A 26,794-nucleotide genomic window follows, 5' to 3' on the forward strand; every position below is an offset into this window, starting at 1 on the left:
GGCACGCCCCTAGGCGGCGCCGCCGCCCCGGCGGCCCCTGCCGCCGGCACCGCCACCGCTGCGGGTACGGGTGGCCGAACCGCCCGTGCCCGTGCGGGGGGCGGAACCGCCCGTACCCGTGCGGGAGGTCGAACCGCCCGCGCCGGTGCGGGAGGTCGAACCGCCCGTGCCCGTACGGCCGTTGGCCTGGGAGCGGGTACGGCCGCCGCCACCGCCGCCACCGCGGCGCGAGCGCTGACCGCCGTTGCGGGCGGCCGCCGGCTGGGTCGGCTGCGGGACCTCGATGACGATCGGTATGCCGGAGGGCTCCCGGGCGCCGGTGAGCCGCGTCAGCTCCTCGTCGCTGGACTTGATCTGTGCCGTACGGGGACTGATGCCCGCGTTCGACATCAGCCGGCTCATGTCCCGCTTCTCCTCGGGCAGCACGAGCGTGACGACACTGCCGGACTCGCCTGCGCGCGCCGTGCGGCCGCCGCGGTGCAGATAGTCCTTGTGGTCGATCGGCGGGTCGACGTTCACGACGAGGTCGAGGTCGTCGACGTGGATGCCGCGAGCCGCCACGTTGGTTGCCACGAGCGCGGTGACCTGGCCGTTCTTGAACTGGTCCAGGGTGCGGTTGCGCTGCGGCTGCGAGCGGCCGCCGTGCAGCCCGGAGGCCCGTACGCCGTTGGCGAGGAGCCGCTTGACCAGCCGGTCCACGGACCGCTTGGTGTCCAGGAAGAGGATCGTGCGGCCGTCGCGGGCCGCGATCTTCATCGTGACGGCCTTCTTGTCGGTCTCGTCGGCGATGTAGAGCAGGTGGTGCTCCATCGTCGTGACCGCGCCGGCCGAGGGGTCGACGGAGTGCACGACCGGGTCGTCGAGGAACATCTTCACGAGCCGGTCGATGTTCTGGTCGAGCGTCGCCGAGAACAGCATCCGCTGACCCTCCGGCTCGACCTGCTTGAGCAGCGCCACGACCTGCGGCATGAAGCCCATGTCGGCCATCTGGTCGGCCTCGTCCAGGACCGTGATCGCGACCTGGTCGAGCCGGCAGTCGCCGCGCTCGATGAGGTCCTTGAGCCGTCCGGGCGTAGCGACGACGACCTCGGCGCCACGGCGCAGCGAGTTCGCCTGCTTGGTGATCGACAGGCCGCCGACGACGGTGGCGAGCCGCAGCTGCACCGAGGTGGCGTACGGCGCGAGGGCGTCGGTCACCTGCTGAGCGAGCTCACGGGTGGGCACGAGGACCAGGGCGAGCGGGGCCTTGGGCTCGGCGCGGCGGCCCGCGGTGCGGGCGAGCAGGGCGAGGCCGAAGGCGAGGGTCTTGCCGGAGCCGGTGCGGCCGCGGCCGAGGATGTCCCGGCCGGCCAGCGAGTTCGGCAGGGTGGCGCCCTGGATCGGGAACGGCTCGGTCACGCCCTGGGCGCCCAGCGTCTTGACCAGGGCCGCCGGCATGTCGAGGGCGTCGAAGGACTCGACGGACGGGAGCGCGGGCGTCAGCGTCTCGGGCAGGGTGAACTCACGCGGCGGCGGAGGCGTGGCCGGTCCGCGGCGGCCGGCTCCCTTGGCCTTGCCCCTGGGGGCGGCGGAGCCGCGGCGGGTGTTTCCGGACGGGGTTCCGGAACTGGATTCCGCGGCCCGACGGGGCCGCCTTTCGGAGCGGGTCATGGGAAAAGCCTTCCTGGCCTGAGCACAGCACGAGCCGGGACCCGCACCTGCGCGGTGCGGGTCCCGGCTGCGAGAAACGCGTCCGGCAATTAGGCCGGGAGGATGTTCTCCGCCTGCGGGCCCTTCTGGCCCTGCGTGACGTCGAAGGTGACCTTCTGGCCTTCCTGCAGCTCACGGAAGCCGGAGGTCGCGATGTTGGAGTAGTGGGCGAAGACGTCGGCGCCGCCGCCGTCCTGCTCGATGAAGCCGAAGCCCTTTTCCGAGTTGAACCACTTCACGGTTCCGGTGGCCATAATTTTCTCCTGAATAGGTAAGGGTCCCATCCCGGAGAGTCCGGAAAACAAAATCGCGCCTGAAGGAACATTCCCGTCAGGCGCACATAAAGTTCATGGGTACCAAAACTAGCAACTCAGGAACCTTAGCACGCCGCCCCACCCGAAGGGGCGGGGCGGCGACGAGCATCACATCGGGGACGGTGCGGAGGTCAGAGCCGCTCGATGATCGTCACGTTCACCTGCCCCCCGCCCTCGCACATGGGCCCCTCCCTCTCACCGGCCCCCTCGCACCGCTCGGCCCCGGGGGGCCTCACGGGCTTCGAGCGCCTGCGCCGGCCTCCGGCCGGACGGCGCGTGCCGGCCCTCAGACCCTCTCGATGATCGTCACGTTCGCCTGTCCCCCGCCCTCGCACATGGTCTGGAGGCCGAAGCGGCCGCCCGTGCGCTCCAGTTCGTGAAGGAGGGTGGTCATCAGCTTCACGCCGGTCGCGCCCAGCGGGTGGCCGAGGGCGATCGCGCCGCCGTTGACGTTCACCCGGGAGGGGTCCGCGCCGGTCTCCTTCAGCCAGGCCAGGACGACGGGGGCGAAGGCCTCGTTGATCTCGACGAGGTCCATGTCCTCGATGGTCATGCCGGCCTTCTTCAGCGCGTACGCGGTCGCCGGTATGGGGGCGGAGAGCATCCGGATCGGGTCCTCACCGCGGACCGAGAGGTGGTGGATGCGGGCGCGCGGGGTGAGGCCGTGCTCCCGCACGGCCCGCTCGCTCGCCAGGAGCATCGCCGCGGCGCCGTCGGAGACCTGGGAGGAGCAGGCGGCGGTGATGGTGCCGCCCTCGACGACCGGCTTCAGGCCCGCCATCCTCTCCAGGGTGGTGTCCCGGCGCGGCCCCTCGTCGACGGTCACGTCCCCGTAGGCCACGGTCTCCCGCTCGAAGCGGCCCTCGTCGATCGCCCGCAGTGCGCGCTCGTGCGAGCGGAGGGCGAATTCCTCCTGGTCACGGCGGGTGATGCCCCACTTCTTCGCGATCAGCTCGGCGCCGTGGAACTGGTTGACCGGCGCGTCTGCGTACCGGGCCCGCCAGCCCTCGGAGCCGGCGTAGGGACCCTCGGTCAGGCCGAGCGGTTCGGCGGCCTGCCGGGAGGCGAAGGCGATGGGGATCATGGACATGTTCTGGGTGCCGCCCGCGACGACGAGGTCCTGCGTGCCGGAGAGGACGCCCTGCGCGGCGAAGTGCACGGCCTGCTGGGAGGAGCCGCACTGGCGGTCGATCGTGACGCCGGGGACCTCTTCGGGGAGGCCGGCCGCCAGCCAGGCCGTACGGGCGATGTCACCGGCCTGCGGGCCCACGGTGTCGAGGCAGCCGAAGACCACGTCCTCGACGGCGGCCGGGTCGACGCCGGAGCGGGTGACGAGGGCCTTGAGGACATGGGCGCCGAGGTCCGCCGGGTGGACGGAGGCCAGACCTCCCTTGCGGCGGCCCACCGGGGTGCGGACCGCTTCGACGATGTAGGCCTCGGCCATGACAACTCCTCCAGACGTCTAGGAACGTACGGCGATACCGTCCAGGACCATCGACAGGTACTGGCGGGCGATCTCCTCCGGGCTGTGCTGGCCGCCCGGGCGGTACCAGGACGCGGCGACCCAGACGGTGTCGCGCACGAAGCGGTAGGTGAGCCGGATGTCGAGGTCGGCGCGGAAGACCCGGGCCTCGACCCCTCGCTCCAGCGTGCCGAGCCATGCCTTCTCGAACTTCACCTGCGAGTCCGAGAGGTAGTGGAAGCGGGGCTGGGCGCTGAGGTGCCGGGACTCCTTCTGGTAGATCGCGACGGCGGCGCGGTGCCGGTCGATCTCCCGGAAGGACTCGGTGACGAGGGCCTCGATGGTCTCCCTGGGCCCGAGGTCGGCGGCGAGGACGGCGTCGTAGCCCTCCCACAGCTCGGTCAGGAAGGTGGAGAGGATCTCGTCGAGCATCGATTCCTTGGAATCGAAGTGGTAGTAGAGGCTGCCGGCGAGCATTCCGGCGGTGTCGGCGATCTTGCGTACGGTCGTGGCGTTGTAGCCCTGGGCGGCGAACACCTCGGCGGCGGTGTCCAGGAGTTCTCGGCGCCGCTCGGGCGAGGCGCTCACCGGGGTCTTCTTCTTGCTGGCAGTGTTCGGCACACGTCCATTCTGGTCCTACGCGTGCTGGCTGCTGACGGAGACGGTCTCGCCGGTCATGTAGGAGGAGTAGCCGCTGGCGAGGAAGACGATGACGTTGGCGATCTCCCAGGGTTCGGCGTACCGCCCGAAGGCCTCCCGTTCGGTGAGTTCGGCGAGCAGCTCGGCCGAGGTGACCTTGACCAGGTGCGGGTGCATGGCCAGGGAGGGGGAGACGGCGTTGACGCGGACCCCGTACGCGGCCGCCTCGACGGCGGCGCAGCGGGTGAGCGCCATGACGCCCGCCTTGGCGGCGGCGTAGTGGGCCTGGCCTGCCTGGGCGCGCCAGCCGACGACGGAGGCGTTGTTGACGATCACCCCGCCGCCGTCGGTGTCCTTGTAGTGGCGCAGGGCGGCTCGGGTGCAGCGGAAGGTGCCGTTCAGGGTGACGTCGAGGACGCGGGTCCACTGCTCGTCGGTCATGTCGACGAGTTCGGCGGTGCCGCCGAGGCCGGCGTTGTTGACGACGGCGTCCAGGCCGCCGTGGAGGCGTACGGCCGTGTCGAAGAGCTGCTGGACCTGGGTCTCGTCGGTGACGTCGCAGGGCAGGGAGTCGATCCGGTCCGCGCCGAACTCGGCGGCGAGCGTGGCCTCGGTCTCCTTGAGGCGGCGGGCGTGGGCGTCGCTGATCAGGATCCTGGCGCCCTCCTCCAGGAAGCGGCGGGCGGTGGCGCCGCCTATGCCGGCTCCGGCGGCGGCGGTGATGACGGCGGTGCGGCCGGCGAGCAGGCCGTGGCCGGGGACGTACGCGGGCGGGGTGGCGGGCGCGGGCGGGGTCATGGGCGCGGCTCCTTCGGGAGGCCGAGCACCCGCTCGGCGATGATGTTGCGCTGGATCTCGCTGGATCCGGCGTAGATGGTGTCGGCGCGGGAGAAGAGGAACAGCCGCTGCCACTCGTCGAGTTCGTACGGCCCGGCGGCGAGGACCGCGGAGGCGGCGCCGCAGATGTCCATGGCGAGCTCGCCGAGGTCGCGGTGCCAGTGGGACCAGTACAGCTTGGCCATCGAGGGTTCCGTTCCGCGCAGGGCGTTCGCCCGCATGGCCTGGAGCCCGGTCCAGGCCCGGACGAGCCGGTCGCGGACGAGGGGGTCGGCGAGGGCTCCGTTGCGCCGCGCGAGGTCGATGAGACCCTCCAACTCGCGCCGGAAGCCGACCTGTTGGCCGAGGGTGGAGACACCGCGTTCGAAGCCGAGGGTGGCCATGGCGATCCGCCAGCCGTCGCCGGGCTCGCCGACGACGTGCGCGGCGTCGGTGCGGGCGCCGTCGAAGAAGACCTCGTTGAACTCGCTGGTGCCGGTGAGCTGGACGATCGGCCGGACCTCGACGCCGGGCTGGTCCATGGGGACGAGGAGGTACGAGAGTCCGGCGTGGCGCTTCGATCCTGGTTCGGTCCGGGCGACGACGAAGCACCACTGGGACTCGTGGGCGAGCGAGGTCCAGATCTTCTGCCCGTCGACGACCCAGGCGTCCCCGTCGCGGGTGGCGCGGGTGCGGACGGCTGCGAGGTCGGAGCCGGCGCCGGGTTCGCTGTAGCCCTGGCACCAGAGCTCCTCGACGGCGCGGATCGGGGGCAGGAAGCGGGCTTTCTGCTCCTCGGTGCCGTGGGCGATGAGGGTGGGGCCGAGGAGCTGTTCGCCGATGTGGTTGACGCGGGCGGGGGCGTCGGCGAGGGCGTACTCCTCGTGGAAGGCGATCTGTTCCTCGATGCTCGCGCCGCGGCCGCCGTACTCCTTCGGCCAGCCGACGCAGGTCCAGCCATGGGCCGCCAAGTGCCGTTCCCAGGCCAGGCGTTCGGTGAACGCCTCGTGCTCCCGGCCCGGTCCGCCGCGACCCTTCAGCCGGGCGAACTCGCCACCGAGGTGGGCCTGTAGCCAGTCCCGTATCTCCGCGCGGAACTCCTCGACGCTGCTCATGGCCGTACGTTAACCTACCAAACACTTGTTAGGGAAGCTTGGAGGGAGGGGCTCCGATGGACCTGTCGTACGGCGCCGAGGAGGACGCCTTCCGGGCCGAGGCCCGGAAGTGGCTGCGCGCCCATGTGCCGGAGGAGCCGCTGCCGTCCCTGGAGACCGCGGAGGGCTTCGCCGCGCATCGCCTCTGGGAGGCGGAGCTGGCCGCCGACCGCTGGTCGGTGGTGTCCTGGCCGGAGCGGTACGGGGGCCGGGACGCCGACATCTTCCGGTGGCTGGTCTTCGAGGAGGAGTACTACGCGGCGGGGGCGCCGGGCCGGGTCACCCAGAACGGCATCAACCTCCTCGCGCCCACCCTCTTCGACCACGCCACGGAGGAGCAGCGGGCCCGGGTGCTGCCGGCGATGGCGACCGGCGAGGTCGTCTGGGCACAGGCCTGGTCCGAGCCCGGGTCCGGCTCGGACCTCGCCTCGCTGACCTCGCGGGCGGTACGGACCGAGGGCGGCTGGCTGCTGTCCGGGCAGAAGACCTGGTCCTCGCGGGCGGCCTTCGCGGACCGCGCCTTCGGCATCTTCCGCACCGACCCGGAGACGGACCCCGCCAGGCCGCACCGGGGGCTGACGTACCTGATGTTCGGCCTGCGGGCGCCGGGCGTGACCGTCCGGCCGATCGGACGACTCGACGGGAAGCCCGCCTTCGCCGAGCTCTTCCTCGACGAGGTGTTCGTGCCCGACGAGGACGTGATCGGCGAGCCGGGCCAGGGCTGGCGGATCGCGATGTCCACGACGGGCAACGAGCGCGGGCTGATGCTCCGCTCCCCCGGCCGCTTCCTGGCCACCGCCGACCGTCTCGTACGGCTGTGGCGCGAGACCGGCGAGGACCGGGGGCTCCGGGACCGGGTCGCGGACGCGGTGATCGGGGCGCGGGCGTACCAGCTCTTCACGGCGGGCGGCGCGTCGCGCTTCGCGGCGGGGGCGACCATCGGGGCGGAGTCGAGCCTGAACAAGGTCTTCTGGTCGGAGTACGACATCGCGCTGCACGAGACGGCGCTCGATCTGCTGGGCGGGGAGTCGGTGGAGGGCGATTGGGGCGAGGGATACGTCTTCTCCCTCGCGGGACCGATCTACGCGGGCACCAACGAGATCCAGCGCGACATCATCGCCGAGCGGCTGCTCGGCCTGCCGAAGGGGCGGCGCTGATGCGATTCCTGCCGACGGAGGAGCAGCGCGACTTCGCGCGCTCGCTGGACGCGATGCTGACGGCGGCGGGGACGCCTGCGGCGATACGGGCATGGGCGTCGGGCGACTCCGGTCCCGGCCGCGCCCTGTGGTCCCGCCTGGCGGAGGCCGGCGTCTTCGCCCTGGCGATCCCGGACCGCTACGAGGGCGTGGGCCCCCTGCCGGTCGAACTGGCGACGGCGTTCGTGGAGCTGGGCCGGCACGGGGTACCGGGGCCGGTGGTGGAGACGGTGGCCGTCTCGGCGCTGCTGTCGGAGCTGGCGCGGCGGGGAGAGGAGGGCCCGGCGAAACGCCTGCTGCCGGCCATGGCCGCAGGCGAGTCGACCGCCACCCTGTCCCTGCCCACACCTCCCGCCGGTGTGGGTGGGACCCAGGCCCCTGGACATGACGTGCGCGCGGTCGACGCCGATCGGGCCGATCTCGTCCTCGTCGTCCGCGGTGACCACCTGCACATCGCCCCCGGGCACCGGGACGTCCACGTCTCCCAGGACCCCGCCCGCCGCCTCGCGAGGCCCGCCCCCGGTGGGGAGCTGCTGGCCGCCGGACGCGCCGTGACCGCGGCCGCCGCGCACGCCCACGACTGGGCCGTGCTCGCGACCGCCGCGCAGGCGCTCGGCGTCGGGCTCACGCTCCTCGACCGGACCGTGGCGTACGCGAAGCAGCGCACCCAGTTCGGGACCTCGATCGGCTCGTTCCAGGCGGTCAAGCACCGCCTGGCCGACACCCTGCTCGCCCTGGAGTTCGCCCGCCCCCTCCTCTTCGGAGCGGCGCTCACCTTCGAGAGCACCGATCTCGCCGCCGCCAAGGTCACGGCCGGCGAGGCCGCCTACGCCGCCGCCCGTACCGCCCTGCAGATCCACGGCGCCATCGGCTACACCGAGGAGCTCGACCTCTCCCTCTGGCTGCGCAAGGCCCGTCCTCTCCGGGACGCCTGGGGCACCCCGTCCTGGTGCCGGGCCCGCGTCATCGAGGCGTACGACGGCTCATGAGTCCTCGCGCGGCGGCGCGTCGTCCGTGCCGCGCCGGATCGTCCGCACCGGCCGCCCGGCCGCCCAGGTGCGGACGACCAGGTCCTCGCCGTCGACAGAGGTGCGTACCACCTCCGCCGGCTCCACCCGGAAGAGGTGGAACGGCAGCGGCGCACCGGCCGCCTCCGCGTACCGGTCGACCGTCTCGGCGTCCGTGACCTCCACCGCCCGCCCGGAGATCCGTACGTCGCCCCCGCCCATGTCCGTCCCCGCGCCCGGGTTGGCGAGCAGCGAGAAGCGCGGGTCACGGCGCAGGTCCAGCGCCTTGCGCGAGCGGGGCATCATGCCGAGCCACAGCTCACCGAAGCGGAAGTCCGCCTCGATCCCGCTGAGCCGGGGCGAGCCGTCCCGCCGCAGGGTGGCGAGGGCGTGGTGCGTGTACTTCCCGAAGCGCTCCCGCACGGTCGCGGCGAACTCGGGCTGGGCGGCCTCGAAGGCGGCCCAGGTGACGGTTCCGGTGTGTCCCATGGTTCCAGGGAACACCGGATACCGGACATCCTCTGTCTGGATTACTCCGCGCGCTCGACGGTGCGCTCGGCGACGGAGCGCTCCACGCAGAACTCGTTGCCCTCCGGGTCGGCCAGGGTCGCCCAGCCGGTCCCGTCCGCGTTCCGGTGGTCGCCGACCAGCGTCGCGCCGAGCGCGATCAGCCGCTCGACCTCCTCGTCGCGGGTGCGGTCCTGGGGCTGGATGTCGAGGTGGACCCGGTTCTTGACCGACTTCTTCTCCGGCACCTGGATGAAGAGCAGGTTCGCCCCCTCGGTGAGGACCAACACCTCCGCATCGCCCGGAACGTCCCCCTCTCCGAGCTTCCCGTCCACGACGTCGACCCAGAAGGTCGCCAAGTCGTACGCGTCGGCGCAGTCGATCGTCACATGTCGCACAAGAGATGCCATGACATCACTATCACCCGGTCAACACCCCTCCCGCCAGCGCCTTTCCGTCGCGCTACGACCGGACGATGGCCTGCGCCCGTGCCGCGGCGAGCCAGGTGGGGAACTCGGCGACGATGCGGTCGTACAGCTCCGCGTCCGGGACCTTGCGCGGGTCCTTCCCGGCGTGGAAGAACCCGGCGTTGTCCACCGGACGCTTGGCCGGCACGGCCAACTCGTCCAGTTTCCGCAGGAATTCGAACTGCCGGCTGCTCGGGTCGCCGAAGCCGATGAACTGCCAGAAGATCGGCAGCTTCGCCGCCTTGCACAAGTACCGTTCGGCGGCGAGCTTGTTGATCGGTCCGCCGTCGGTCTGGAAGACGACGAGCGCGGGGGCCGTGGACCCGCTGTCGAGGTAGTGGTCGATGACCGCGTCCATCGCCAGGTGGTAGCTGGTCTTGCCCATGTGGCCGAGCCCGGCGACGATCCGGTCGATCCGCCCCTGGTGGTCGGCGAGCGCGATGTCGGTCTCGGCGTCGATGTCGGTGGAGAAGAAGACCACCGGCACCCGCCCGTCGTCGTCCAGGTTGGCGGAGAGCCCCAACACCCGGTCGGCCAGGGCCTGCACGCTTCCGTCCTGGTAGTAGGGCTTCATCGAGCCCGAGTAGTCGACCACCAGATACACGGCGACGCGCTGCCCGCTCATCCCGTGCTTCTGGAGGGAGACCCCCGCCGACTTGTAGAGACTCACCAACGCGGGCGCGGTCTCCTCGACCTTGCGCAGACTCATGGCCACGGACGGCTCCCCCTCCCCGATTCCCGTACGGACCCCTCCGGTACGGCTGCTGCCGAGCGTACGTGATCAACTGCGGGAGGTGGCCTGGCTCGTTGACACCAGACCGTCGCGGGTGTGGCTCGTTAACCTGTGCGAGTGAGACCGACCACGCCGTACCGCCCGCTGGACATCACGATCCCGTTCCCCGAACTGACCGCGTACGCCCGCACGGCGACCCTGCTGCATCCGCGTCGGGGCACGCCGACAGCGGCGGACAGCTCGGTGGGCGGGCCGCTGCTGTGGCCGGCGGACGAGGCGTGGCCGGTGTGCGGGGAGGCGCACGGGCGGGCGCGTGGCGTACGGCCGGAGCGGGCACGGCGGTACGAGCGGATCGTCGAGGCGGCATGGGCGCGGCCCCGGCCGGCCGACGCCGTCGGTCCGTCGTACACCGCCGGCGAGTGGGTGGAGCTGGACGAGATGTCGGACGCGGCGTACCAGCCGGACCGGCACGACGGGTCCCCGCTGCCGCTGCTCGCCCTCGCCCAGTTCTACGCCCGCGACGTGCCGGACCTGGCGCCCTTCGCCCCGGCGGGGACGGACCTGCTCCAGGTGTTGTGGTGCCCGTTCACCGGACATGACGACGCTTCCGCCCACGACTTCGGCCCGTCGACACGGCTGATCTGGCGGCGGACGGCGGACGTACGGGAGGCTCTGCCGGAGCAGCCGGAACCGCCGATCGTGGAGCGGACGCAGTACCTGCCGACCCCGTGCGTGCTCTTCCCCGAGCGGGTCGTCGATTATCCCTTCGCGGACTACCTGCCGAAGGAGCTGGACGAGCGGATCCAGGCCTGGGAGGACGCGTTCACGGAGCGGGCCGGGGACGCGGCGCCGCTGTACCAGTACGACCTGTCCCTCGCGCCCGGCTGGAAGATCGGCGGCTGGGACTCCTGGCACAGGACGGATCTCATACGGGTGTACTGCGGGGTGTGCGGCACGGAGATGCGGCTGCTGCTGACGATCGACTCGGGCGGGGGCGCGCCCAGTTGGCGGCCGTACGACGAGGCCCGCGCCAGCCGGTCCTTCTCCCTCCACGGCCCGACGGGAATCAGGGCGGCCCGCGACGAGTACCGCGCCTTCGTCTGCCCGACGGACCCGTCGCACCCGCACCGGATGAGCAGCCAGTAGACCGGGGGCGCCGGGACGCACCGCGGCGCCCTCCCAGTCGTCCGGGCCCATTCCTCGACGCCGGACTCGCACCGCTCGGCCACGGACGGCCTCCCGGGCTTCGACCGGCTGCGCCGGACTCCGTCCGTCGGCCCGACCGCCCGTACCCCTCCTCACCCGCCCCGCGAGACGGACGCACCGCGGCGCCCTCCCAGTCGTCCGGTCGGGGACATTCGGGGGGCGCCGCGCTCAGTTCCGTACGTCGTTGTACGGGACGTCTTGGGGACGGGACCGTCAGACCGTCAGGGCTCGGTCCGTCGGGCGGATCGGGGCCGGGAGGTCGCTCGCGCCCGTCAGGAAGCGGTCGACTCCGCGGGCGGCCGAGCGGCCCTCGGCGATCGCCCAGACGATCAGCGACTGGCCGCGGCCGGCGTCACCGGCCACGAACACACCACCGACGTTGGTGGCGAAGTCCGCGTCACGGGCGATGTTACCCCGCTCATCGAGGTCTAGACCAAACTGCCCGACCAGGCCGTTCTCGACGTCCGTACCCGTGAAGCCCATCGCGAGCGTGACCAGCTGCGCCGGGATCTTCCGCTCCGTGCCCGGCTTCTGCGTCAGCTTGCCCTCGACGAACTCGACCTCGACCAGGTGCAGGAACTGGACGTTGCCGTCCTCGTCGCCCTCGAAGTGGGTGGTGGAGACGGAGTAGACCCGCTCGCCGCCCTCCTCGTGCGCCGAGGTGACCTTGTACAGCATCGGGAAGGTCGGCCACGGCTGGCCGGCCGCCCGCTCCTCGCCCGGACGCGGCATGATCTCCAGCTGCGTGACCGAGGCCGCGCCCTGGCGGTGGGCGGTGCCCACGCAGTCCGCGCCGGTGTCGCCGCCGCCGATGACGACGACGTGCTTGCCCTCGGCCGTGATCGGCGGGGCCACGAAGTCGCCCTCGACGACCTTGTTGGCGAGCGGCAGGTACTCCATCGCCTGGTGGATGCCGGACAGCTCCCGGCCCGGGACCGGCAGGTCACGCGCAGTCGTGGCGCCCGCGGCGATGACCACGGCGTCGTACCGCTTGCGCAGGTCCGTCGCCGTGATGTCGCGGCCGATCTCGACACCCGTGCGGAACTTGGTGCCCTCCGCGCGCATCTGCTCGATACGGCGGTTGATGTGCCGCTTCTCCATCTTGAACTCGGGGATGCCGTACCGCAGCAGTCCGCCGATCCGGTCGGCGCGCTCGAAGACGGCGACCGTGTGGCCGGCCCGGGTCAGCTGCTGGGCGGCGGCGAGACCCGCCGGGCCCGAGCCGATGACGGCGACGGTCTTGCCGGAGAGGCGCTCGGGCGCCTGCGGCTTGACGTCGTTGCTGTCCCACGCCTTGTCGATGATGGAGACTTCGACGTTCTTGATGGTGACGGCCGGCTGGTTGATGCCGAGCACGCATGCCGCCTCGCACGGAGCCGGGCACAGGCGGCCGGTGAACTCCGGGAAGTTGTTGGTCGCGTGCAGCCGCTCGGACGCCTGCGACCAGTCCTCGCGGTACGCGTAGTCGTTCCACTCGGGGATCAGGTTCCCGAGCGGGCAGCCGTTGTGGCAGAACGGGATGCCGCAGTCCATGCAGCGGCCGGCCTGCTTGCTGATGATCGGCAGCAGGGAGCCGGGAATGTAGACCTCGTTGAAGTCCTTGACGCGCTCGCCCACCGGACGGGTCTTGGCGACTTCGCGCCCGGTGGTCAGGAAGCCCTTGGGGTCAGCCATTGGTCGCCGCCTCCATCATCTTCTCGGTGGTCTCGGCCTCGGAGAGACCGGCGAGCTCAGCGGCGTCCTTGGCGGCGAGCACTGCCTTGTACGTGGACGGGATGATCTTGCTGAAGCGGTCCGCGTTCGCGGGCCAGTCCGCAAGGAGCTTCTCCGCGACCGTCGAGCCGGTCTCCTCGTGGTGGCGGCGCACGACGTCGTGCAGCCACTGCTTGTCGGAGTCGTCGAGCGTCTCGACGGCGGACAGGTTGCCGGAGTTGACGTTGTCCCGGTCGAGGTCGACGACGTACGCGACGCCGCCCGACATGCCGGCCGCGAAGTTGCGGCCCGTCTCGCCGAGGACGACGGCCGTACCACCGGTCATGTACTCGCAGCCGTGGTCGCCCACGCCCTCCGAGACGACCAGCGCGCCGGAGTTGCGGACGCAGAAGCGCTCGCCGGTGCGGCCGCGCAGGAACAGCTCGCCGCCGGTGGCACCGTACGCGATGGTGTTGCCCGCGATGGTCGAGTACTCGGCCAGGTGGTCGGCGCCACGGTCCGGGCGGACGACGACACGGCCGCCGGAGAGGCCCTTGCCGACGTAGTCGTTGGCGTCGCCCTCCAGGCGGAGCGTGACACCGGCCGGCAGGAAGGCGCCGAAGGACTGGCCGGCGGAGCCGGTGAAGGTGATGTCGATGGTGTCGGCGGGCAGACCCGCGCCGCCGAACCTCTTCGTCACCTCGTGGCCGAGCATGGTGCCGACCGTCCGGTTGATGTTGCGGATGGCGACCTGGGCCCGGACCGGCTGGGCCTCCTCGGCCGTCGCCGCGTCGAGCGCCTCGGCGGCGAGCTCGATCAGCTCGTTGTCGAGGGCCTTCTCCAGACCGTGGTCCTGCTCGATCAGGGCGTGGCGGACCGCGCCCTCGGGCAGCTCGGGCACGTGGAAGAGCGGGGCCAGGTCCAGGCCCTGCGCCTTCCAGTGCGTCACGGCGCGGCTGGTGTCGAGCAGCTCGGCGTGGCCGACGGCCTCTTCGAGCGTACGGAAGCCCAGCTCGGCGAGGATCTCGCGGACCTCCTCGGCGATGAACTCGAAGAAGTTGACGACGAACTCGGCCTTGCCGGAGAAGCGGTCGCGCAGGACCGGGTTCTGCGTGGCGATGCCGACCGGGCAGGTGTCCAGGTGGCAGACGCGCATCATGACGCAGCCGGAGACGACGAGCGGCGCGGTCGCGAAACCGAACTCCTCGGCGCCGAGCAGCGCGGCGATGACGACGTCACGGCCGGTCTTGAGCTGGCCGTCGGTCTGGACGACGATCCGGTCGCGCAGCCCGTTGAGCAGCAGCGTCTGCTGGGTCTCGGCGAGGCCGAGCTCCCAGGGACCGCCCGCGTGCTTCAGCGAGGTGAGCGGGGAGGCGCCCGTACCGCCGTCGTGGCCGGAGATGAGGACGACGTCCGCGTGCGCCTTGGAGACACCGGCGGCGACCGTGCCGACACCGACCTCCGACACCAGCTTCACGTGGATGCGCGCGGCCGGGTTGGCGTTCTTGAGGTCGTGGATCAGCTGAGCCAGGTCCTCGATGGAGTAGATGTCGTGGTGCGGCGGCGGGGAGATCAGACCGACACCGGGCGTGCTGTGCCGGGTCTTGGCGACCCACGGGTAGACCTTGTGGCCGGGCAGCTGGCCGCCCTCGCCGGGCTTGGCACCCTGGGCCATCTTGATCTGGATGTCGTCCGCGTTGACCAGGTACTCGCTCGTCACACCGAAGCGGCCGGAGGCGACCTGCTTGATGGAGGAGCGGCGCGCCGGGTCGTACAGGCGCTCCGGGTCCTCGCCGCCCTCACCGGTGTTGGACTTGCCGCCCAGCTGGTTCATGGCGATGGCGAGGGTCTCGTGCGCCTCGCGGGAGATGGAGCCGTACGACATGGCGCCCGTCGAGAACCGCTTGACGATCTCGGAGACCGGCTCGACCTCGTCGATCGAGATCGCCTCGCGGCCCGAGGAGAAGCCGAAGAGCCCGCGGAGCGTCATCAGCCGCTCGGACTGCTCGTTCACCCGGTCCGTGTACTTCTTGAAGATGTCGTACCGCTTGTTGCGCGTGGCGTGCTGGAGGCGGAAGACGGTCTCCGGGTCGAACAGGTGCGGCTCGCCCTCGCGGCGCCACTGGTACTCGCCGCCGATCTCCAGCGCGCGGTGCGCGGAGGGGACGCCGGAGGCGGGGTACGCCTTGGCGTGGCGGGCGGCGACCTCCTTGGCGACGACGTCGAGGCCGGCGCCGCCGATCTTGGTGGCCGTGCCGTTGAAGTACTTCTCGACGAAGGCGGTGTCGAGGCCGACGGCCTCGAAGACCTGGGCGCCGCGGTAGGAGGCGACGGTCGAGATGCCCATCTTGGACATGACCTTGAGGACGCCCTTGCCGAGGGCGTAGATCAGGTTCCGGATGGCCTGCTCGGGCTCCAGGCCCTCGATGAAGGTGCCGGCGCGGACCAGGTCCTCGACCGACTCCATCGCCAGGTACGGGTTGACGGCGGCGGCGCCGTAGCCGATGAGGAGGGCCACGTGGTGGACCTCGCGGACGTCGCCCGCCTCGACCAGCAGACCCACCTGGGTGCGCTGCTTGGTACGGATGAGGTGGTGGTGGACGGCCGCGGTGAGCAGCAGCGACGGGATCGGCGCGTGCTCGGCGTCGGAGTGCCGGTCGGAGAGGACGAGCAGGTGGGCGCCGCCCTCGATCGCCGCGTCGACCTCGGAGCAGATCTCCTCGATGCGGGCGGCGAGCGCGTCGCCACCGCCGGAGACCCGGTACAGGCCGGACAGGGTCGCGGCCTTCATGCCGGGCATGTCGCCGTCGGCGTTGATGTGGATGAGCTTGGCCAGCTCGTCGTTGTCGATCACCGGGAAGGGCAGGGTGACGCTGCGACACGACGCGGCGGTCGGCTCCAGCAGGTTGCCCTGCGGGCCCAGCGAGGAGTGCAGGCTCGTCACCAGCTCTTCGCGGATCGCGTCCAGCGGCGGGTTGGTGACCTGCGCGAACAGCTGGGTGAAGTAGTCGAAGAGCAGCCGGGGGCGCTCGGACAGGGCCGCGATCGGGGAGTCCGTGCCCATGGAGCCGAGCGGCTCGCCGCCGGTGCGGGCCATCGGGGCGAGGATGACGCGGAGCTCTTCCTCGGTGTAGCCGAAGGTCTGCTGGCGGCGGGTGACCGAGGCGTGGGTGTGGACGATGTGCTCGCGCTCGGGGAGGTCCTCGAGCGTGATCTCGCCGGTCTCCAGCCACTCGGCGTACGGGTTCTCGGCGGCGAGGCCGGCCTTGATCTCGTCGTCCTCGATGATGCGGTGCTCGGCGGTGTCGACGAGGAACATCTTGCCGGGCTGGAGGCGGCCCTTGCGGACGACCTTGGCGGGGTCGATGTCGAGGACGCCGACCTCGGAGGAGAGGACGACGAGGCCCTCGTCGGTGACCCAGTAGCGGCCGGGGCGCAGACCGTTGCGGTCGAGGACCGCGCCGACCTGGACGCCGTCGGTGAAGGTGACGCAGGCCGGGCCGTCCCAGGGCTCCATCATCGTGGAGTGGTACTGGTAGAAGGCGCGCCGGGCCGGGTCCATGGAGTCGTGGTTCTCCCACGCCTCGGGAACCATCATCAGGACCGAGTGCGGCAGCGAACGGCCGCCGAGGTGGAGCAGCTCCAGGACCTCGTCGAAGGAGGCCGAGTCGGAGGCGTCCGGGGTGCAGACCGGGAAGATGCGGTCGAGCTTGCCCTCGCCGAAGAGGTCGGAGGCGAGCTGGGACTCGCGGGCCACCATCCAGTTGCGGTTGCCCTTGACCGTGTTGATCTCGCCGTTGTGCGCGACGAAGCGGTACGGGTGGGCCAGCGGCCAGCTCGGGAAGGTGTTGGTGGAGAACCGGGAGTGGACCAGGGCCACGGCGGTGGCGCAGCGGCGGTCCGACAGGTCAGGGAAGAAGGGCTCCAGCTGGCCGGTGGTCAGCATGCCCTTGTAGACGATGGTGCGGGCGGAGAGCGACGGGAAGTACGTCCCGGCCTCGCGCTCGGCGCGCTTGCGCAGCACGAACGCCTTGCGGTCCAGCGCGATGCCCTCGCTGCTGCCGTCGGCGACGAACAGCTGGCGGAAGACCGGCATGGTGGCGCGGGCGGAGGCGCCGAGCAGCTCGGGGGCGACGGGCACCTCACGCCAGCCGAGGACGTTCAGACCCTCCTCGGACGCGATCGTCTCGATCTGCGAGACGGCCTGTGCGGAGCCGTCGGCAGGGAGGAAGGCGATGCCGACGGCGTAGGCGCCGGCGGTGGGGAGGTCGAAGTCGGTGACCTCGCGCAGGAAGGCGTCCGGGACCTGGAAAAGGATGCCGGCGCCGTCTCCGGAGTCGGGCTCGGAGCCGGTGGCGCCTCGGTGCTCGAGATTGCGCAGTACGGTCAGCGCCTGCTCGACCAGCGCGTGGCTGGCTACACCGGTGAGGGTGGCCACGAACCCGACACCACAGGCGTCGTGTTCGTTACGGGGGTCGTACATCCCCTGCGGAGCGGGGCGACCGTCCATGGGCGACCAGGCGTCGGAACGCATCGGCTCTCCCGTCGTCGTCGTGGCATATGCAGCAGCCGAGGGACGACGTTGGCCCTCCGCGAAATTTCGTGCAGGTTACATGATGGCTGGCTTCTCGGAAAGTGGATAGCTCATTCCAACATGCGGACACCGCTGACACAGAGCGGTGGTGTTGGTTCACCTGTGTGGCATGGGGACAACGGGTGCCCCAAGGGGACGGATCGATCTTCCGGGGGGTCTCCGGCGACCCGTCGCAGAGCGGGCCTCATTGCCCGCGGCGCTTACGCCTCATGCCCGGTGGTCATGGATTCGAAACCGCCGGGTAACGGCTAGGTATGTCGCGCTGTGCATAGTGTCTCATCGGAGCGGTGGATCCGCCCAGGGGATATACGTCACAGCCAGCATGCATGGAGAAGGCCCTCGCCGCAGGACGAGGGCCTCCCCCATGTACGGCCACGAGATCGGAGCGCAGGACCGTCGAAGCCGACGGCCTGCCGAGTCCGGCCGGAAGGTCAGAGCGCCGCCCCGAAGAGCATGCCGAGTCCGTACGTGACCGCCGCGGCCGCGCCGCCGAGGACGAGCTGACGCAGCCCGCTGAACCACCAGCTGCGGGCCGTCACCCGGGCCACCAGCGCGCCGCAGGCGAAGAGCCCGACGAGCGCGAGCAGCACGGCCGGCCACAGCGCGGTCGCACCGAGCAGATACGGCAGTACGGGAAGCAGCGCACCGAGCGCGAACGAGGCGAACGAGGACACCGCGGCGATCGTCGGCGACGGCAGGTCGTCGGGGTCGATGCCCAGCTCCTCGCGGGCGTGGATCTCCAGCGCCTGCTCCGGGTCGCGGGAGAGCTGCATGGCGACCTCGCGGGCGAGCGCGGGCTCGACGCCCCGGGAGACGTACAGCGCGGCGAGCTCCTCCATCTCGTCGATCGGGTGCTTGCGCAACTGACGGCGCTCGACGTCCAGTTCCGCCTGGACGAGCTCGCGCTGCGAGGCGACGGAGGTGTACTCGCCGGCCGCCATGGAGAAGGCGCCCGCCGCGAGTCCGGCGAGGCCGGTGATGACGATGGTCTGCTGCGAGACCGCGCCGCCCGCGACACCGGTCATCAGAGCGAGGTTGGAGACAAGTCCGTCCATCGCGCCGAAGACCGCCGGGCGCAACCAGCCGCCGTTCACATCGCGGTGGGTGTGGTTGTCGCGGTGGGCCTCGTGCAGTGGTGCGTGGACTTCGATGATGGACATGCTTCTCCCCTTGCTCTCCGGCGGGCCGGGTTGCACCCGCCGCCCCCAACACCTCGAAAATACGCGCGATGTAAGGGGCCCGCCAGCAAGGCAGGCCGTACTTAGTAAGGCCCACCTCACCGTTTCGGCTGCACTCTTCCGTGGTGTCAGCCGGGTGACAGAGACGTTTCTGCGACGTCATCGCCTCCCCCACGTGGCACAGATTCAGGAACCGTGAAAGGGGTGCGATGTGGTGAGCCGGACAAGAACGACGGGATGCGATACGCGCGAGCGCGCGAGAGGTGCGCTGCTCGGCCTCGCGGTCGGAGACGCGCTCGGCGCACCCGCCGAGAACCTGCGCCCCTCGGAGATCCGCCGCCGCTGGGGCCGGATCGAGGGCTTCGTGACGGACAGTCCGGCCGGCACGGACGACACGGAGTACGCGATCTTCTCGGGCCTGCTGCTCGCCCGGCACGGCTCGGCGCTGACCGTCCAGCATGTGGAACGGGCGTGGCACCACTGGATCGCCGACCTCGACGAAGGCCCCTTCCGCGGCGCGGGGTTCAGCGAGCGGGGCACGCTGGAGAACCTCCGCCGCGGCCTGGCGGCCCCGATCTCCGCCCAGCACCGACACGCCTGGTCGGACGGACTGGCCATGCGGGCCGCCCCGTTCGGCGTCTTCGCGGCCGGCCGCCCGGCGGAGGCCGCCCGGCTGGTCGCCATCGACGGCACGGTCAGCCACGACGGCGAGGGCATCTACGGCGGCCAGGCCGTCGCGGCGGGCGTCGCGGCGGCGATGACCGGCGCGTCCGTGACCTCCGTCATCGCGGCGGCGCTCTCGGTCGTCCCGATGGACTCCTGGACGGCCCGCTCGATGCGCCGCGCGGTGGTCGCCGCGCAGCGTCTCGAACCGGACCCGCTGGCACGCGAACGGACGGTCCGCTCGGCGGTCGTCATCGGCGGCTACCCATGGACGGACCTGGCCCCGGAGGCGGTCGGGCTGGCCTTCGGCGCCTTCGCGGCGGCCCGCGGCGACTTCCGTACGGCGGTCCTGACCGCGGTCAACATGGGCCGCGACGCCGACACCACGGCGGCGGTCGCGGGCGCGCTGGCGGGCGCGGCCTCGGGCGTGTCGGCGATCCCGGAGGAATGGGCGACGGCGATCGCCCCGGTGACGGGCAGCTGCCTCCCCTCGATGCGCGGCTACCACGTCCTGGACATCGCGGACCTCCTGACGGCGGACGAGGAGGAAGCGGCATGACGGAAACCCACCACGCGTACGGCTCGGGCGCCGCGGCACCGGCGGCCCCCGCCACCCCTTCCGCGGGCACCGCCGTGAGCACGGCCGCCATCACCGCCGTGGGCACCATCGCTGTGGGCGATCGCCCCGCCTCCTCCGCAGTGAGCGCGGTCGTCACCACCGCTGTGGGCCATCGCCCCGCCGGGCTGGGGGCGCCTCCCGGAGACGGCTCCGGGGGAGGGTGGGCACCGCCCACGAGACCGGACGCCCCGGACGAGGGCGGCGCCCATGGGGCCCGGTCAGCCCACGGGGTCGCCGCCCCCGTCCGCGCCAGGATCGAGGGTCTCCTGCTCGGCCTCGCCGCGGGCGACGCCGCCGGCTGGCCCGCGGCCAGGCACCGCGCTGCCCGCATGCCCGAATGGACCCGACGGCTCACCCGCGAACTCGACACCTTCGCCGAACAGAACGCCACCACCACCCTCCCCGTCCCCATCGCCCTCAACCAGCCTCCCGAGCCCCTCCGCCTCGGCCCCTCCGACGACGCCGAGTGGGCGGTCTTCACCGCCGAGGCGGTCCTCGCCGCCACCGGCCCCCTCTTCACCACCCTCCCCCCGGAGCGCCGCCTCCGCGCCGCCGTCGACCTCGCCTGGAACTCCCTCGCGAGCCAGGTCGCCGCCGCCGCCGACCGCGCCCCCGAAGTCGAGTCGGCCGTACTCCCCCTCCGTGCCCGGATCTCCGTCCGCGCCGGCCTCGGCAACCTCGCCACCGGACTGCGCCCGCCCGCCACCGGCCACGACAACCCGCACTACTTCGACGACGCCGCCTGCGTCCGCGCCGCCGTACTCGCCCTCGTCCACCCCGGAGATCCGGCCGCCGCCGCCGAACTCGCCGAGTTCGACGCCCGGTACACCCAGGACGGCGACGGGGTCCACGGCGCCCGGGCGATGGCCGCGGCGATCGCCGAGGCCTTCGGCGGGGCGGCCGTCGACGAGGCCGTGGAGGCGGCCCTCGCCCAACTCCCGCCCGGCACCGAGATCGGCCGCAACGCCCAGCAGGCCGTCAAGATGGCGCAGGACGCGACGAGCGCCTTCGAACTCGTCCCCCTCCTGGAGCACCAGATCGTCGACCACGTCTACAGCTACGGCATCGCCGCCGCCGAGACCGTCCCGGTCGCCCTCGCCCTCACCACGGCCGCGCGCGGCGAGGCGTCCGCGGCGATCCCCGCCGCCGCCTGCCTCTCGCGTGTCGCGGACTCCGCCCCGGCGCTCGTGGGCGCGCTCACCGGCGCGCTCGGCGGCGCCGACTCCCTCCCCGCCACCTGGCGCGACGCCTGCCGCACGCTCGCCGGCTGCGCGCTCCCCCGCCTCGCCGGCACGGATCTCGTCGAACTCGCCGGGCTGCTGGGAGACACGGAACTGGCCACCCCGGGTGGACAATTCCGACATGACACCCACACTGGATGACCGGATCACCGGCAGTCTCCTCGGGGCCGCCGTCGGCGACGCCCTCGGCGGCCCCGTCGAGGGCTACACCCCCGAACAGATCCTTGAGCGCCACGGCGGCCGGGTCACCGGCATCGTCGGCCCCTGGAACGGCGACGCCTGGCGCACGGCCCGCCCCATCGCGCCATACCACAAGGGCGACGGACACGTCACCGACGACACCTTGATGACCCACGCCCTGATCAGGGTGTACGAGAAGGTCCGCGACCACCTCGACGCGTACGCCGTGGCCGAGCACCTTGTCCCCGATCTGCTCACCACCCCGCGCTGGATCCCGGAGCTGGAGGCCGAAGCCCTCCCGCTCCAGCGGATCTTCCTCGCCGAGAAGTGGCTCGTGGCCCGTCTCCACTACGGACATGTCGACCCGCGTGAGGCGGGCAGCGGAAACATCGTCAACTGCGGTGCGGCGATGTACATGGCGCCGGTCGGCCTGGTCAACGCGGCGAACCCGGCGGGCGCGTACGCGGAGGCCCTCGACGTCTCCGCGCCGCACCAGTCGTCCTACGGACGGGAGGCGGCGGGCGTGTTCGCGGCCGCGGTGGCGGCGGCGTGCCTGCCGGGCGCGACCCCGGAGTCGGTCGTGGGCACCGCGCTCTCCCTGGCGAAGGACGGAACCCGGGCGGCGATCGAGGCGGTGTGCGAAGTCGCCTCCCGGCACACGGACTTCGAGACCGCCCTCGTCCCGCTCCGCAAGGCGGTGGCGCCGTTCGACACGGTGGGCCCGGAGTACCGCGCGCCGTCGCTGGGCGCGCGCCGCCCGTCGCGGCTCCATGCCATCGAGGAGCTCCCGATCGCCCTGGGGATGCTGCTGGTCGGGGAGGGCGACTACCGGCGTACGGTCCTGGGCTCGGTCAACTACGGCCGCGACTGCGACTCGATCGCGACGATGGCGGGGGCGATCGTCGGTGCGCTGCGAGGAGAGCCGGCCGTCCCGTCCGACTGGTCCAAGCAGGTGGCCGAGGCGAGCCGACTGGATCTGCATGCCCCGGCGCAGGCGCTGACGGCGGTCACGCGCGAGGTCTTCACCCGCGACACGGCCCGCCGCCGGACGCACGAGTCGGCGTACGCGGCGCTGACGAGCACGGCCCGATGAACCTGCGCGTCACCTGGGTCCAGCCGGAGGACCTCGTCGGCCACGAACTCCGCCAGGCCGCGGAGGACGGGCGGGACGCCTCGGCGATCGCTTCCCGCTGGCACGCGGCCGGCGGTCGGCCCGCCCCCTTGGCGGCGGGCGCGTCGCCCACCCCGCGCCCGGACCTGCGCCCGCTGGCGGAACACCTCCTGGACGAGCTGTCCACGCTCCCGAGCGCGCTCTCCGCCACGGAACCCACCGCCCTGGCCGCCATCCAGGAACTGACCCCCCACAGACCTCCCGCGTACGAAGAGCCGCCGCCCCCGGGCGGGAACGACACCCTGCGCGACCGGCTCCACGCCTCCTGGCTCGGCCGGGCCGCCGGGTGCCTGCTCGGCAAGCCCGTCGAGAAGCTCCCCCTCCCCGCCATCCGCGCCCTCGCCCGCGCCGCCGGCAACTGGCCCCTCACGACCTGGTTCACCGAGGTCGGCGTCCCCCGCGACCTGCTCGCCGCCCACCCCTGGAACCGTCGCTCCGCTCCCACCTCCCTCGCCGAGAACATCGACGGAATGCCCGAGGACGACGACCTCAACTACCCCCTGCTCGACCTGCTCCTCCTCCAGCGGTACGGCCGCGACTTCACCACCGCCGACGTCGCCCGTCTCTGGCTCGACGAACTCCCCGCCGGCCGCACCTTCACGGCCGAGCGCGTCGCCTACCGCAACCTCCTCGACGGCGTCGAGCCCCCGCTGACCGCCCTCCGCCGCAACCCCTTCCGCGAGTGGATCGGCGCCCAGATCCGGGCCGACGTGCACGGCTGGACCCACCCCGGCGACCCGGCCGGCGCCGCCGCGCAGGCCTACCGGGACGCGGCGCTCACCCACACCGCCAACGGGATCTACGGCGCGATGTTCGTCGCCGCGACGATCGCCACCGCCGCCACCGGCACGGCCGATGTGCACCGGGCCCTGGCCGCCGGACTGTCCGTCGTCCCGCCCCGCTCCCGGCTCGCCGCCGCCGTCCGCCTCGGCATCGAATCCGCCCGCGAAACCCCTGACTTCGACGCCGTGGTGGACCGACTCCACACCACCCTCGGCGGGTATCACTGGGTCCATGCCGTCCCCAACGCCGCCATCCTCGCCGCCGCGCTCACCCACGCCGACGGCGACTTCACGCGCTCCATCTGCGCGGCGGTCTCCGGCGGCTGGGACACCGACTCCAACGGCGCCACCGCCGGTTCCGTCGCCGGTCTGCTCGCCGGCCACCCCGACCGGCTGCCCGAGCGCTGGACCTCCCCCCTCAAGAACCGGCTCTCGACCTCGATCCCGTCCTTCGACGGCATCGGCTTCGACTCCCTGGCCGAACTGACGTATCTGGAGGCAGTACGCCCATGACCAGCATCGTGGTGCTCGGCAGCACCAACATGGACCTCGTCGCCTTCGTCCCGAAGGCCCCCGCCCGCGGAGAGACCGTCACCGGCCGGGAGTTCCGTACGATCCCCGGCGGCAAGGGCGCCAACCAGGCCGTCGCCGCCGCCCGGGCCGGCGCCGACGTGTCGATGATCGGCGCGGTCGGCGCCGACGACTTCGGTGCACGGCTCCGGGCCGCGCTGGAGGGGTCCGGGGTCGACACCGACCTGCTGCGCACCGCCGAGGGCCCCTCCGGCACCGCGCACATCGTCGTCGACGACGAGGGTGGCAACGCGATCGTCGTCGTCCCCGGCGCCAACGGCACCGTCACCTCCCTCGACCACGGCGACGAGGCGCTGATCGCCACCGCCGACGCCCTGCTCCTCCAGCTCGAACTCCCCCTCTCCGTCGTGACGGAGGGCGCCGCCACAGCCCGCCGGCTCGGCGTCCGTACCGTCCTCACCCCCGCCCCGGCCCAGCCGCTGCCCCCCGAACTCCTCGCCGTCACCGATCTGTTGGTCCCCAACGAGCACGAGGCCGCCGCGCTCACCGGCATCGCGGACCCGCATGCCGCCGCCGCCGCGCTGCTCACCCTCGTCCCCGAGGTGGTCATCACCCTGGGCGCGGCCGGCAGCCTGCATGCCGCCCGCGACAGCGAAGCGTTCACCGTGTCCGCCCCCCGTGTCCGGGCCGTGGACACGACCGCCGCCGGGGACACCTTCGTCGGCGCGCTCGCGGTCGCCCTCGGCGAGGGCCGCGCGGTGCGCGAGGCCCTGGCCTGGGCCTCGAGCGCCGCCGCGCTCTCCGTCCAGCGCGAAGGCGCCTCGTCCTCGATGCCGTACCGCTCCGAGATCGACGCGGCACACGGCTCTCTCACCGGCCAGGAGGTCGACGCCGTATGACCCGCTCCGCCACCCCTTCCCCTCTCCAGGGCCTGCGGGTCCTCGATCTCGCCACGCTCTTCGCCGGGCCTCTCGCGGCGATGATGCTCGGCGACTTCGGCGCGGACGTCATCAAGATCGAGCACCCCCGCAAGCCCGACCCCTCCCGTGGCCACGGCCCGGCCAAGGGCGGCGTCGGTCTGTGGTGGAAGGTCCTCGGCCGCAACAAGCGGACCATCACCCTCGATCTCTCCACCCCCGGCGGCCGCGACACCCTCTTGAAGCTCGCCGCCGACGCCGACGTGATCGTCGAGAACTTCCGCCCCGGCACCCTCGAACGCTGGGGTCTGGGCTGGGAGGAACTGTCCACCGTCAACCCGGAGTTGGTCCTGGCCCGGGTCACCGGCTTCGGCCAGTTCGGCCCGTACTCCCACCGTCCCGGCTTCGGCACCCTCGCCGAGGCGATGAGCGGCTTCGCCTCGATCACCGGCGAGCCGGACGGCCCGCCCACCCTTCCCCCCTTCGGTCTGGCAGACTCGATCGCCGCCCTGGCGACGGCGTACGCCGTGATGACCGCGCTCACCGCCAGGACCACGACCGGCCGCGGCCAGGTCGTCGACATGGCGATCATCGAACCGATGCTCTCCGTCATCGGACCCCACCCCCTCTGGTACGACCAGCTCGGCTACGTCCAGCCCCGCACCGGCAACCGCTCCCGCAACAACGCCCCGCGCAACACGTACCGCACCGCGGACGACTCCTGGGTCGCCGTCTCCACCTCCGCCCAGTCGATCGCCGAACGCGTCATGCGGCTCGTCGGCCGCCCCGAGCTGATCGACGAGCCCTGGTTCGCCGACGGCGCGAGCCGCGCCGCCCACGCGGACGTGCTCGACGAGGCGGTCGGCTCCTGGATCGCCCGCCACACCCGCGACGAGGCCATGGCCGCCTTCGAGAAGGCGGAGGCGGCGATCGCGCCCGTCTACGACATCCGGGATGTGATGGACGATCCGCAGTACCGCGCCCTGGACACCGTCACCGAGGTCCCGGACCCCGAGCTGGGCCCGATCCGTATGCAGAACGTCCTCTTCCGGCTCTCCGAGACGCCCGGCGGGATCCGCTGGGCCGGCCGGCCGCACGGCGCGGACACGGCCGAGGTCCTCGCCGAGCTCGGTCTCTCCCCGGCCGAGATCGGCGCCCTGCGCAGCGAAGGAGCCGTATGAGCGGTACGCCCTTCCCCCTCACCTGGCTCTACGCCCCCGGGGACCGCCCCGCCGTCGTCCAGAAGGCCCTGGTCTCGGGCGCGGACGTGGTGATCGTCGATCTGGAGGACGCGGTGGCACCGGAGCGCAAGGCATACGCCCTGGCCGCCACCGTCGACCTGCTGACCGACCCGCATCCCGTCCCGGTCCATGTCCGCATCCACGCACACCACGACATCCCCCCTCTTGCGCCCCTCCCCGGGCTCAGCGGCTTCCGTGTTCCCAAGGTGACACACGCCACTGACATCCACCGGATCGCCGAGGCGGTGCCCGGCATCCCCCTCTTCCCGCTCCTGGAGAACGCCCTGGCGCTCGAGCACGCCTATGCCATCGCCTCGGCCGACCCCGCCGTCCACGGCATCGCCCTCGGCGAGGCGGACCTCCGCGCCGATCTGGGGGTACGGGACGAATGCGGCCTGGACTGGCCGCGCAGCCGTCTCGTGGTCGCCGCCCGCGCGGCGGCCCTCCCGCCCCCGGCCCAGTCGGTCCACCCCGACATCCGCGATCTGGACAGCCTGGCGGCGAGCTGTGCGCGGGGCCGTTCGCTGGGCTTCCTGGGCCGGGCCGCGATCCATCCGCGCCAGCTCCCGGTCATCGAGCAGGCGTATCTCCCGAACCCCGACGAGGTCGCCGCGGCCGAGGAGGTCGTGAAGGCCGCGGAGACCACCGAGGGCGCGCTCGCCCTCCCGGACGGGCGCTTCATCGACGCCGCGGTCGTGGAGGGCGCCCGCCGCGTCCTGTGCCAGGGGGGGCGGGGCGGAGCGCCACGGTGGGGATTTACTCTGTGTGTTATAAACAAATACGATCCCACCAGAC

General features: G+C 72.2%; 22 protein-coding genes. 10 read left to right on the top strand and 12 right to left on the bottom strand.

From position 1 onward, the window contains the following. Window positions 1–9: 9 nt before the first annotated feature. The 6 genes from ACFVZW_RS17915 to ACFVZW_RS17940 all read right to left on the bottom strand — a co-directional run bounded on the left by ACFVZW_RS17915 (window position 10) and on the right by ACFVZW_RS17940 (window position 6,035). Entirely contained in the window at window positions 10–1,650 is a 1,641-nt protein-coding gene (locus tag ACFVZW_RS17915) for a DEAD/DEAH box helicase (protein ID WP_384522263.1), read from the bottom strand. An 89-nt stretch (window positions 1,651–1,739) separates the two neighbouring features. Further along, window positions 1,740–1,943 carry a cold-shock protein gene (locus ACFVZW_RS17920; protein WP_005318814.1) on the bottom strand — a complete coding sequence of 68 codons (204 nt, stop codon included), beginning with the start codon at window positions 1,941–1,943 and terminating at the stop codon, window positions 1,740–1,742. A gap of 346 nt (window positions 1,944–2,289) precedes the next feature. Further along, the gene (locus tag ACFVZW_RS17925) at window positions 2,290–3,447 is read right to left on the bottom strand and encodes an acetyl-CoA C-acetyltransferase (RefSeq protein ID WP_384522266.1); all 1,158 of its coding nucleotides are present in this window, start codon (window positions 3,445–3,447) and stop codon (window positions 2,290–2,292) included. An 18-nt stretch (window positions 3,448–3,465) separates the two neighbouring features. Then, window positions 3,466–4,086, bottom strand: a complete 621-nt coding sequence (locus tag ACFVZW_RS17930) for a TetR/AcrR family transcriptional regulator (RefSeq protein WP_384522268.1) — start codon at window positions 4,084–4,086, stop codon at window positions 3,466–3,468. Between the two features lie 15 nt (window positions 4,087–4,101). Beyond that, on the bottom strand, window positions 4,102–4,902 hold the full coding sequence (locus ACFVZW_RS17935; RefSeq protein WP_384522270.1) for an SDR family oxidoreductase: 801 nt from the start codon (window positions 4,900–4,902) through the stop codon (window positions 4,102–4,104). After that, window positions 4,899–6,035 carry an acyl-CoA dehydrogenase family protein gene (locus ACFVZW_RS17940; protein ID WP_384522272.1) on the bottom strand — a complete coding sequence of 379 codons (1,137 nt, stop codon included), beginning with the start codon at window positions 6,033–6,035 and terminating at the stop codon, window positions 4,899–4,901. Before ACFVZW_RS17940 ends, ACFVZW_RS17935 begins: the two co-directional genes overlap by 4 nt. A 56-nt stretch (window positions 6,036–6,091) precedes the next feature. Between ACFVZW_RS17940 and ACFVZW_RS17945 the strand changes: the two genes are divergently transcribed. Continuing rightward, entirely contained in the window at window positions 6,092–7,231 is a 1,140-nt protein-coding gene (locus tag ACFVZW_RS17945; protein WP_384522274.1) for an acyl-CoA dehydrogenase family protein, read from the top strand. Further along, a complete protein-coding gene (locus tag ACFVZW_RS17950) occupies window positions 7,231–8,259 on the top strand; it encodes an acyl-CoA dehydrogenase family protein (protein ID WP_384522276.1) in 1,029 nt (342 codons plus the stop codon). Before ACFVZW_RS17945 ends, ACFVZW_RS17950 begins: the two co-directional genes overlap by 1 nt. On the opposite strand, the gene ACFVZW_RS17955 is transcribed toward ACFVZW_RS17950, so the two are convergent. From ACFVZW_RS17955 to ACFVZW_RS17965, 3 genes are read right to left on the bottom strand one after another with little or no spacing between them, the layout of a single operon-like run. Further along, window positions 8,254–8,766, bottom strand: coding sequence for a pyridoxamine 5'-phosphate oxidase family protein (locus ACFVZW_RS17955; RefSeq protein ID WP_384522278.1), 513 nt, complete (start codon window positions 8,764–8,766; stop codon window positions 8,254–8,256). The genes ACFVZW_RS17950 and ACFVZW_RS17955 overlap by 6 nt on opposite strands. Window positions 8,767–8,807: 41 nt before the next feature. Beyond that, entirely contained in the window at window positions 8,808–9,194 is a 387-nt protein-coding gene (locus ACFVZW_RS17960) for a VOC family protein (RefSeq protein ID WP_384522280.1), read from the bottom strand. A 52-nt stretch (window positions 9,195–9,246) separates the two neighbouring features. Further along, entirely contained in the window at window positions 9,247–9,960 is a 714-nt protein-coding gene (locus ACFVZW_RS17965) for a VWA domain-containing protein (protein WP_384522304.1), read from the bottom strand. A gap of 141 nt (window positions 9,961–10,101) precedes the next feature. Between ACFVZW_RS17965 and ACFVZW_RS17970 the strand changes: the two genes are divergently transcribed. Next, complete coding sequence (locus tag ACFVZW_RS17970) at window positions 10,102–11,130, top strand: hypothetical protein (RefSeq protein WP_384522282.1); 1,029 nt, start codon at window positions 10,102–10,104, stop codon at window positions 11,128–11,130. Between the two features lie 273 nt (window positions 11,131–11,403). Here the strand turns inward: ACFVZW_RS17970 and ACFVZW_RS17975 are convergent, their stop codons facing one another. From ACFVZW_RS17975 to ACFVZW_RS17985, 3 genes are all read right to left on the bottom strand, one after another. Further along, entirely contained in the window at window positions 11,404–12,864 is a 1,461-nt protein-coding gene (locus tag ACFVZW_RS17975) for a glutamate synthase subunit beta (protein ID WP_384522284.1), read from the bottom strand. After that, window positions 12,857–17,416 (bottom strand): glutamate synthase large subunit, encoded by a 4,560-nt coding sequence (gene gltB / locus ACFVZW_RS17980; RefSeq protein WP_384522286.1) that lies wholly within the window; start codon window positions 17,414–17,416, stop codon window positions 12,857–12,859. Before gltB ends, ACFVZW_RS17975 begins: the two co-directional genes overlap by 8 nt. Before the next feature lie 491 nt (window positions 17,417–17,907). After that, window positions 17,908–18,636: a VIT1/CCC1 transporter family protein gene (locus tag ACFVZW_RS17985; RefSeq protein ID WP_329121707.1), complete on the bottom strand. Its 729-nt coding sequence runs from the start codon at window positions 18,634–18,636 to the stop codon at window positions 17,908–17,910. Between the two features lie 232 nt (window positions 18,637–18,868). On the opposite strand from ACFVZW_RS17985, the gene ACFVZW_RS17990 reads away from it, so the two are divergent. The 7 genes from ACFVZW_RS17990 to ACFVZW_RS18020 form a co-directional block, all read left to right on the top strand. After that, window positions 18,869–19,876, top strand: coding sequence for an ADP-ribosylglycohydrolase family protein (locus ACFVZW_RS17990; protein ID WP_384522288.1), 1,008 nt, complete (start codon window positions 18,869–18,871; stop codon window positions 19,874–19,876). Beyond that, window positions 19,873–21,318 carry an ADP-ribosylglycohydrolase family protein gene (locus ACFVZW_RS17995; protein ID WP_384522290.1) on the top strand — a complete coding sequence of 482 codons (1,446 nt, stop codon included), beginning with the start codon at window positions 19,873–19,875 and terminating at the stop codon, window positions 21,316–21,318. Before ACFVZW_RS17990 ends, ACFVZW_RS17995 begins: the two co-directional genes overlap by 4 nt. Continuing rightward, entirely contained in the window at window positions 21,299–22,450 is a 1,152-nt protein-coding gene (locus ACFVZW_RS18000) for an ADP-ribosylglycohydrolase family protein (RefSeq protein ID WP_384522292.1), read from the top strand. The genes ACFVZW_RS17995 and ACFVZW_RS18000 overlap by 20 nt, the downstream gene beginning before the upstream one ends. Continuing rightward, window positions 22,447–23,823, top strand: a complete 1,377-nt coding sequence (locus tag ACFVZW_RS18005; RefSeq protein WP_384522294.1) for an ADP-ribosylglycohydrolase family protein — start codon at window positions 22,447–22,449, stop codon at window positions 23,821–23,823. Before ACFVZW_RS18000 ends, ACFVZW_RS18005 begins: the two co-directional genes overlap by 4 nt. Beyond that, a complete protein-coding gene (rbsK, locus tag ACFVZW_RS18010) occupies window positions 23,820–24,740 on the top strand; it encodes a ribokinase (protein WP_384522296.1) in 921 nt (306 codons plus the stop codon). Before ACFVZW_RS18005 ends, rbsK begins: the two co-directional genes overlap by 4 nt. Beyond that, window positions 24,737–25,939: a CaiB/BaiF CoA transferase family protein gene (locus tag ACFVZW_RS18015; protein WP_384522298.1), complete on the top strand. Its 1,203-nt coding sequence runs from the start codon at window positions 24,737–24,739 to the stop codon at window positions 25,937–25,939. The genes rbsK and ACFVZW_RS18015 overlap by 4 nt, the downstream gene beginning before the upstream one ends. Further along, window positions 25,936–26,794, top strand: an 859-nt coding sequence (locus tag ACFVZW_RS18020) for an HpcH/HpaI aldolase/citrate lyase family protein (protein ID WP_384522300.1), incomplete at its 3' end; no start/stop codon positions are given. The genes ACFVZW_RS18015 and ACFVZW_RS18020, both read left to right, overlap by 4 nt.

The organism is Streptomyces sp. NPDC059567, from assembly GCF_042735655.1.
Classification (GTDB): domain Bacteria; phylum Actinomycetota; class Actinomycetes; order Streptomycetales; family Streptomycetaceae; genus Streptomyces.

Bases quoted from the DNA above. Each gene is read 5' to 3' on its own strand.
- ACFVZW_RS17915 (WP_384522263.1), bottom strand. From the start codon at position 1,650: ATGACCCGCTCCGAAAGGCGGCCCCGTCGGGCCGCGGAATCCAGTTCC.
- ACFVZW_RS17920 (WP_005318814.1), bottom strand. From the start codon at position 1,943: ATGGCCACCGGAACCGTGAAGTGGTTCAACTCGGAAAAGGGCTTCGGC.
- ACFVZW_RS17925 (WP_384522266.1), bottom strand. From the start codon at position 3,447: ATGGCCGAGGCCTACATCGTCGAAGCGGTCCGCACCCCGGTGGGCCGC.
- ACFVZW_RS17935 (WP_384522270.1), bottom strand. From the start codon at position 4,902: ATGACCCCGCCCGCGCCCGCCACCCCGCCCGCGTACGTCCCCGGCCAC.
- ACFVZW_RS17940 (WP_384522272.1), bottom strand. From the start codon at position 6,035: ATGAGCAGCGTCGAGGAGTTCCGCGCGGAGATACGGGACTGGCTACAG.
- ACFVZW_RS17945 (WP_384522274.1), top strand. From the start codon at position 6,092: ATGGACCTGTCGTACGGCGCCGAGGAGGACGCCTTCCGGGCCGAGGCC.
- ACFVZW_RS17950 (WP_384522276.1), top strand. From the start codon at position 7,231: ATGCGATTCCTGCCGACGGAGGAGCAGCGCGACTTCGCGCGCTCGCTG.
- ACFVZW_RS17955 (WP_384522278.1), bottom strand. From the start codon at position 8,766: ATGGGACACACCGGAACCGTCACCTGGGCCGCCTTCGAGGCCGCCCAG.
- ACFVZW_RS17960 (WP_384522280.1), bottom strand. From the start codon at position 9,194: ATGGCATCTCTTGTGCGACATGTGACGATCGACTGCGCCGACGCGTAC.
- ACFVZW_RS17965 (WP_384522304.1), bottom strand. From the start codon at position 9,960: ATGAGTCTGCGCAAGGTCGAGGAGACCGCGCCCGCGTTGGTGAGTCTC.
- ACFVZW_RS17975 (WP_384522284.1), bottom strand. From the start codon at position 12,864: ATGGCTGACCCCAAGGGCTTCCTGACCACCGGGCGCGAAGTCGCCAAG.
- gltB (WP_384522286.1), bottom strand. From the start codon at position 17,416: ATGCGTTCCGACGCCTGGTCGCCCATGGACGGTCGCCCCGCTCCGCAG.
- ACFVZW_RS17985 (WP_329121707.1), bottom strand. From the start codon at position 18,636: ATGTCCATCATCGAAGTCCACGCACCACTGCACGAGGCCCACCGCGAC.
- ACFVZW_RS17995 (WP_384522290.1), top strand. From the start codon at position 19,873: ATGACGGAAACCCACCACGCGTACGGCTCGGGCGCCGCGGCACCGGCG.
- ACFVZW_RS18000 (WP_384522292.1), top strand. From the start codon at position 21,299: ATGACACCCACACTGGATGACCGGATCACCGGCAGTCTCCTCGGGGCC.
- ACFVZW_RS18005 (WP_384522294.1), top strand. From the start codon at position 22,447: ATGAACCTGCGCGTCACCTGGGTCCAGCCGGAGGACCTCGTCGGCCAC.
- rbsK (WP_384522296.1), top strand. From the start codon at position 23,820: ATGACCAGCATCGTGGTGCTCGGCAGCACCAACATGGACCTCGTCGCC.
- ACFVZW_RS18015 (WP_384522298.1), top strand. From the start codon at position 24,737: ATGACCCGCTCCGCCACCCCTTCCCCTCTCCAGGGCCTGCGGGTCCTC.